The sequence below is a fragment of the Cryobacterium sp. M25 genome (genome assembly GCF_002929635.1).
GTDB classification, from domain to species: Bacteria; Actinomycetota; Actinomycetes; order Actinomycetales; family Microbacteriaceae; genus Cryobacterium; species Cryobacterium sandaracinum.
Genome location: NZ_PJJU01000042.1, coordinates 41,844 through 48,652 on the forward strand (window position 1 = coordinate 41,844; position 6,809 = coordinate 48,652).

The following is a 6,809-nucleotide window of genomic DNA, read 5'->3' on the forward strand; positions in this document are numbered from 1 at the left end:
GCATCCCTGCAATAAAGGAGCACCCCTATGGACTGGCGCGACAAAGCTGCCTGCCTCACCGCCGACCCGGAACTCTTCTTTCCGGTCGGTAATACTGGCCCCGCTGTGGACCAGATCGAGAAGGCCAAGTCGGTCTGCGCCCGTTGCAACGTCACCGAGGTGTGTCTGCAGTACGCCCTCGAAACCGGTCAAGACTCCGGCGTCTGGGGTGGACTGAGCGAAGACGAGCGTCGCGCGCTCAAGCGACGCGCGGCCCGGGCCCGGCGCGCGTCCTAACACGGCGCCCCCCGCACCACAGGATCACAGAGAAAGGCCCGGCTGAACAGCCGGGCCTTTCTTCGTTGCGCGCGACGCGCTCAGCACCCGAGGCGACACACTGAGGGGACACCCCGAGGCGACACCCCGCGGCGCCACCCCGCGGCGCCACCCCGAGGCGACACCCCGCGGCGCCACCCCGCGCCCGGCGCTACGCTTCGCGCATGTACCGCAGCGGGATCTCGATGGTCACTTCGGTGCCGCTGCCCATCATGGTGTGCCAGTCGATACTGCCGCTGAGCTCTCCCTGGATCAGGGTGCGCACAATCTGGGTTCCGAGTCCCGACCCGACCTTGCCCTCCGGCAGGCCCGTGCCGTTGTCCCGGACCCGCACGGTGAGAGTCTCCTCGTTACGCTCGGCCTCGATCGACACCTCCCCCTCGCGTCCGGCCAGCCCGTGCTCGACGGCGTTCGTCACGAGCTCTGTCAGCGCGAGGGCGAGCGGCGTCGCGTAGGCGCTGGGCAGGATACCGAAACTGCCGGACGACTTCGGATGCGCCGTCGTGTTGTGCGCGGACGCCACCTCCATGATCAGCAGCAACACCCGGTCGAACACCACGTCGAAGTCGACCTTCTGGCTGAGGCCCTCGGACAGTGTGTCGTGCACGACGGCGATGGCGGCCACGCGGCGCATCGCTTGGTTGAGCGCTTCCCTGGCCGTGTCGGAATGCGTGCGGCGCGCCTGGATCCGCAGGAGCGAGGCCACCGTCTGCAGGTTGTTCTTGACCCGGTGGTGAATCTCCCGGATGGTGGCATCCTTCGTGATCAGCTCACGTTCCTGGTGCCGCAGCTCGGTGACGTCCCGGCAGAGAACGATGGCTCCGATCCGTTCGCCCCGGTTGCGGATCGGGATGGCACGCAGCGAGACCGTCACGCCGCGGGCCTCCACGTCGGTGCGCCATGGCGCCCGGCCGGTGACCACGAGCGGCAGGGTCTCGTCGACAACCGCCGTTCCAGTGAGCAGGCTCGTGGTCACCTCGGCGAGGGACTCACCCTCCAGCTCGTCGGCGAACCCCATCCGGTTGAAGGCGGAGAGGGCATTCGGGCTCGCGAACGTGGTCACGCCGTCGACGTCGAGACGGATGAGTCCGTCCGAGGCGCGCGGGGCGCCGCGCCTCGGGCCGGTGGGGGCGCCCAGATCGGGAAAATCGCCGGACGCGATCATGGCGAAGAGGTCATTGGCGCAGTCGTTGAAGGTCAGCTCCTGTCGGCTCGGCGTGCGCGCCTCACTCAGGTTGGTGTGCCGGGTGAGCACCGCCACCGGCGTGTCCGAGATCTGGGAACCCGTGGAACTGAGCCGCCGCCGCACCGGGATCGCGCGCACCCGGGTCGGGGTCTCCTCGTACCAGTCGGGGGCCGTGGTGTCGACGATCTTCGCCGTTTCGAAAGCCTCGGTGACCTGCTGTCGCCACTCGACCTTGATGCTCTGCCCGACGAAGTCACGATAGAAGAGGGTGGCGGCGCTCGACGGCCTGGCGTGGGCGACGGCCACGAAGCTCCCGGTGCTGCTGGGCACCCACACGACGATGTCCGCGAAGGCGAGATCGGCCAGGAGCTGGCCATCCGCGACAAGCATATGGAGCCAGTCCACATCCTCCGCACTGCTGCGGCCCTGGGCAAGTACGAGATTACTGAGCGTCGACACAGCAATAGCCTAGGTCCCCCGGACACGTGCCACCGCCGTCGTGGTGCCGTCGCGTAGTTTGGGCCATGCTGAACAGATGAGCACAGCAAATGGAAAGCCCGATCGGACCCTGGTTGCCCTACTGTCCGTGATCGGAGCGCTGGTGGTCATCGCCCTCATCGTCGTCTTCACCGGCGGCGAACCCGAACAGCTTGACGCCGACACCCCGGAAGGCCGCGTCCAGGACTATTCCGCGGCCGTCATCGACGGCGACGAGCAGGCCGCTGGCGCGTACCTCACCGAGGACGCTTTCGATGGCTGCGAGGACTTCGACCGGGGCCCCACCGACAACATGCGGGTCACTCTCGTGTCGACCACCGAGCGGGCCGAGTCCGCCGACGTGAAGGTGTCCATCGTCACCTCCTACGGCAGCGGCCCCTTCGGCGCCGACGAGTACGAGACCCAGGGCGTCTTCGACCTGGTGGCCGTCGACGGCACGTGGTTGATCGATGACGCCCCCTACGAACTCAACATCTGCCCGAATCCGAAAGCCGGTTCATGATGGTCAGCGTGGTGCTGCTGGTTGCCGTCCTGGTGATCGGCGGCGGTATCGCCGGCATCGTGATCGCGGTGCGCAAATCGACGCCGTCCGGGGAGAGCGCGGCCCAGCCCACGGTACGCCGGGTGATCGTATACATTCTGCTCTTCGCCCTGGTCGTGATTGCCGCCATCGGAGTGAGCGGACTGCTCGGGCGCCTCCTCGACGCCGGCAACGCACTTGCCTCCAGCGACATCACCGGGCTCGCCCGCTCGCTCGCGTTCACCCTCATCGCCGGCCCGTTCGCGGCCGTACTCTGGTGGGTACTGTGGCGCCGAATGGACGGCGCGGAACGATCATCCGTCGCCTGGGGGCTCTACCTGGCCGGCCTGTATACGGTCTCCCTTGTCACGTTCAGCACCGCCCTGCTGACCACGGCGGCCGTGCTCGTGCGCGGGGACTGGCAACCGCGCCTCTTCGCCACCGGAGTGGTCTGGGCCGGCGTGTGGGTCTGGCACCTGTGGATGTCCCGGCACGAGGAGAAGAGCCCCACCCAGCTGGTCACCGTGGCCCCGATCCTCGGTTCCGTCTTCGGTCTCGTGATCGCGGTGGGCGGCGCCGTCACGGCCCTCAGCTCTCTTCTCGACGCCGCCATCGACGCCGCCGTCGACGCCGCACCGAGCCTCACCCCGGGCGAACCCTGGTGGGAGTTGACCCTCCAGGCGCTCATCTGGTTCGCCGGCGGGCTGGTCATCTGGTGGTGGCACTGGATCCGCAGCCAGGCCCGCGACCTGCGCGGCGGCCTCGCCGATCTAATGGTCGTGGCCGTCGGCGTGGCCGGGGCGGCCATCCTGACGCTGAGCGGGGTCGGAACCGTGCTGTTCCTGCTGCTCAGACTGGCCTTCGACCGCACCGACCCGGTCACCGACATCCTCGACCTTCTGGGTTTCGGCGTCTCGGTCGCCTTCATCGGCGCACTCGTCTGGAGCTACCACCGGGGCCTGACCCTGGCCCGGTCGGACACGACGAGGGTGGCGACGAAGCTTGTGACCTCCGGCGTGGGTCTCGTGGCCGCGGCCTCCGGGCTGGGCGTGGTCGTGAACGCGATCCTCGCCGCCACGACCACCCCGCTCGCCGGTTCAGGAACCCGAACCCTCCTGCTGGGCGGCATCAGCGCCCTCGTCGTCGGCGGCCCGGTGTGGTGGCTGGCCTGGCAGCCTACGACGCCGCTCTCCCCCGCGGAGGTCCGCTCCACGGGACGAAGGGTGTACCTGATCCTGGTGTTCGGCGTGAGTGCGGTCGTTGCCATCGTGACGCTTCTGGTGATCGGCTACCGGCTCTTCGAGTTCGCCCTCGGCGACTTCACCGGGGACAGCGTGATCGACCGGGTGCGGGCCTCGCTAGGGCTGCTGGTAGCCACCGGCCTCGCCGCTGGGTATCATTTCGCTGTCTGGCGACGAGACCGCTCGGTGAGTGCAGAGGCCCCGCAGCCGGCGCGCACCATCGGCCGCGTGCTCCTGGTAACGGACGCCGACCCGGAACCCCTCAGCCTCGCAATCGGCGCAGCGACCGGAGGCGCGGCCGTCTTCGTGCTGAAGCGCGCCGACGGCGCCGGTAGCTCGGCAACGGCCGAGCATCTCGCCCAGGCCCTCACCGGCGTAACCGGAAAGCGGGTGCTGGTCGTCACGGGCCCCGGCGACCGGGTAGAGGTGATCCCGCTTCAGGAATGAGCGCCGGTGCGGCCTTCCGCACCGGGGTTGGCACAAGGGTCGACGCGCAAGTCGACGCGGGGTTCGACGCGGGATTCGACGCCGACGGTGGGCTCAGGTGGCCACCGCTGGCCGGCGCCATCTCGATTCCCGGCGCCGTCGCCCCGTGGCGGGCGCGGGCACCGACAGCAGCTCAGTGCGCACGAAGCGACGGATGCTGGTGCGCGCCGGGGACTTCGGCGCGGCATCCCGCAGCGTGCGCCCGGCGACGATGGCCGCATCCGTGGACACCTGGTCCTGCGGCACCAGGATCGGCGACTCGATGCCGCCGAACCGGCGGAGCGCCGACACGACCTGCCCGTTCGCATCCAGCCCGACCGCGCCCCGGCGCACCCGGTTCATGACCACGCTGACCTGATCGGTCGTGACCACCTCGGCCAGGTCCACCCAGGCGCGCAGGAACCGGGCCATCCCGACCGGGTCGGCGAGGCCGCAGGCGACGACGTGGTCAGCCAGTCCGAGGCCCGTCAGGGTGGCCGCGTTGCGGCGCGGGGCGAACAGGTCACTGGAGATCTCCTCGTCGCTCTCAAGGCTGAACCCGGTGTCGAGCACGACGTAGTCGACCCAGATACGGAGCGCGTTGATGGTGCGCGTCACCCGCTCGGTGGAGAGCTCAGGCCAGCGGGATGGCCGCCCGATGCCGGTGAGCACCCAGAAGGCTCCCTGCGGTGAGTTGTAGCGCTGCGCGATGCGCTCAAATTCGGACCGGGTGAAGCTGTCCGAGCCGGCCAGGCGGCACGCAGCGGCGAAGCCCGGCGCCTCGTCGAGCATCCCCAGGCTCGGCGCCACCGAACCGCTGTAGGTGTCGATGTCCGCCAGGGCGACGGTATGCCCGGCAGCGGCGATCTCCGCCGCGATGTTGATCGCCAGAGTGGTGCGCCCCGGGGCGCCGGCCGGCCCCCAGACGGCGATGACCGTGCCCTGCCGTTTTGTGCCGGGCAAGCCCGCCGGATCGCCGACCCGCAGCGGAATGGCGACCCCGGCGCCGATCAGCGCCTCAGTCTCGGCCCAATCGGCGGCGGCGTCGACCACGTCGAAGAGGCCGAGCCCGGCCGCATTGCGCCGGTCCTGGTCGTTGGTGGCGAGTGCGATCACCCGGGCGCCGTGGGCGTCGCAGGCGGTGATCAGCTCGGCCGTGAGCGTGCTGCGGCCGGCTCCAACGATCACCAACTCGGGCGCGCGCCTCCGCAGGGCGAGGATCACTTCGCCCGCAGTCGTCGAACGCGCCACGATCACATGGCCCTGCTCGATGATGTCGATCAGCAGACGGTCTTCGGTGTTCCGGTCGAGTGCCAGTGCGATGGTAGCCACGTTTACTTCTCCAGCGGTGCGTTGACGGGCACGACCGCGATGGCGTCGCGGTTCGCGATGGACTCCAGCACCGCCGCGACGGCTCCCTTCGGCACCAGGATCTCAAGTGTTCGGATGCCGCCGCCCGCCACGAGCCCCGTGGGCTCGACCAGACGCACGACCGCGGCCCGGTCGACGAGCACCGTCGGCGGCCCGAACGTGTTCGGGACCGTTTTGCGGGCGGACCAGACGTCGACCACGGAGCCGGGACCGATGTTCGAGGCCAGGGCGCTGGTCAGCTCAACGACCACGCTCGTGACCTCGGTGCCGGCGGTGCGCCCGACCGCGGACGCAGGCACGAGTTCCCCGGCGGCGATCGTGCGGGTGACGACCAGCCCGTCATCCGGCAGCCCGTCGGGGGTCACGTACAGGTCTCCCGTTACACCAAGCCGCACCTGCGTGGCCACGAGGTCGGATGCCTCCACTCGGTCCCCGACGGCGAGCGCCGAGCGCGCGGTGAACACCGCCGTGGACCGGTCGGCGGCGGAGACGATCAGATAGACGCCTCCGACGGCGGCGACCACGAGCGCCAGCCCGATCGCGAATCGCGGATCGAACCAGAATTTCGGTCGTGCGTTCCTGGCGGTCTTGCTCACGGGCGCCTGCCTCCCCAATACTGACTCAATTGGTGCTGACTCGATGGAGCCGAATCGATGGTGCCGACTCAATAGTTTCGACTCGAAACTCCGTTTGACCCGGGAATCCGCCTCGACGTCCATCGTGGTCGTCTTCGCCCCCACGCGGGAAAGTTATCCACAGCCTCACTCCGCCCCGATTAGGGCCCGCCCGCCGACGGATAATCGATCCATGAACGATTCCGGGGCTGCTTCCAGTGTGGGCCGATTCCTCACCCTGGCCGACACCGCGGAGATCCTCTCGTTGACGGTGGCCGAGGTGCTGGAGCTGGTGCGCAGCGGTGAGCTGCCGGCCATCCGGCTCGGCACCCAGAGCACCCCGGCGGGCGGCGCAGGCACGATCGGGGCCGGCAGCGCGGGCGTGTGGCGGGTCGAACGGGTCGTGCTCGAGTCTTTCATCGAGGCCAAGTACGAAGAGGCCCGGCGCATGTCGCTGTGGCAGCAGTCCGACTTCGGGAACATCCCCGAGCTTTCCGGCGGCACGATCATCCGTCCCGACGACTGACCCGGCTAGATTGATGAATCCTCGTCGTGTGGTTGTGCCGCTCCCGGAGGGTCAGGGCTGACCGCACGGGGGG

7 protein-coding genes are annotated in these 6,809 nt (G+C 69.2%); 4 read left to right on the forward strand and 3 right to left on the reverse strand.

Annotated features, from left to right (window positions below; translation table 11 throughout):
• The first annotated feature begins 27 nt into the window (after positions 1 to 27).
• Positions 28 to 276, forward strand: a complete 249-nt coding sequence (locus CXY81_RS04920; RefSeq protein WP_035837005.1) for a WhiB family transcriptional regulator — start codon at positions 28 to 30, stop codon at positions 274 to 276.
• 190 nt (positions 277 to 466) lie between these two features.
• Here the strand turns inward: CXY81_RS04920 and CXY81_RS04925 are convergent, their stop codons facing one another.
• Entirely contained in the window at positions 467 to 1,960 is a 1,494-nt protein-coding gene (locus CXY81_RS04925) for a sensor histidine kinase (protein WP_104099852.1), read from the reverse strand.
• 76 nt (positions 1,961 to 2,036) lie between these two features.
• Between CXY81_RS04925 and CXY81_RS04930 the strand changes: the two genes are divergently transcribed.
• Both CXY81_RS04930 and CXY81_RS04935 read left to right on the forward strand, forming a co-directional pair.
• Positions 2,037 to 2,501 (forward strand): hypothetical protein, encoded by a 465-nt coding sequence (locus CXY81_RS04930; RefSeq protein WP_104194170.1) that lies wholly within the window; start codon positions 2,037 to 2,039, stop codon positions 2,499 to 2,501.
• Positions 2,498 to 4,207 (forward strand): DUF5671 domain-containing protein, encoded by a 1,710-nt coding sequence (locus CXY81_RS04935; protein WP_233193993.1) that lies wholly within the window; start codon positions 2,498 to 2,500, stop codon positions 4,205 to 4,207. Before CXY81_RS04930 ends, CXY81_RS04935 begins: the two co-directional genes overlap by 4 nt.
• 93 nt (positions 4,208 to 4,300) lie before the next feature.
• On the opposite strand, the gene CXY81_RS04940 is transcribed toward CXY81_RS04935, so the two are convergent.
• Positions 4,301 to 5,557 (reverse strand): regulator, encoded by a 1,257-nt coding sequence (locus CXY81_RS04940; protein WP_104194171.1) that lies wholly within the window; start codon positions 5,555 to 5,557, stop codon positions 4,301 to 4,303.
• Positions 5,558 to 5,559: 2 nt separating this feature from the next.
• Positions 5,560 to 6,192 (reverse strand): hypothetical protein, encoded by a 633-nt coding sequence (locus CXY81_RS04945; RefSeq protein ID WP_104194172.1) that lies wholly within the window; start codon positions 6,190 to 6,192, stop codon positions 5,560 to 5,562.
• Positions 6,193 to 6,403: 211 nt separating this feature from the next.
• Here CXY81_RS04945 and CXY81_RS04950 point away from each other — a divergent pair, with 211 nt between their 5' ends.
• On the forward strand, positions 6,404 to 6,736 hold the full coding sequence (locus tag CXY81_RS04950; RefSeq protein WP_104194173.1) for a helix-turn-helix domain-containing protein: 333 nt from the start codon (positions 6,404 to 6,406) through the stop codon (positions 6,734 to 6,736).
• Positions 6,737 to 6,809: the final 73 nt, after the last annotated feature.

Coding starts and splice junctions, on each gene's coding strand:
- CXY81_RS04920 (WP_035837005.1), top strand. CDS start 28: ATGGACTGGCGCGACAAAGCTGCCTGCCTCACCGCCGACCCGGAACTC.
- CXY81_RS04930 (WP_104194170.1), top strand. CDS start 2,037: ATGAGCACAGCAAATGGAAAGCCCGATCGGACCCTGGTTGCCCTACTG.
- CXY81_RS04935 (WP_233193993.1), top strand. CDS start 2,498: ATGATGGTCAGCGTGGTGCTGCTGGTTGCCGTCCTGGTGATCGGCGGC.
- CXY81_RS04950 (WP_104194173.1), top strand. CDS start 6,404: ATGAACGATTCCGGGGCTGCTTCCAGTGTGGGCCGATTCCTCACCCTG.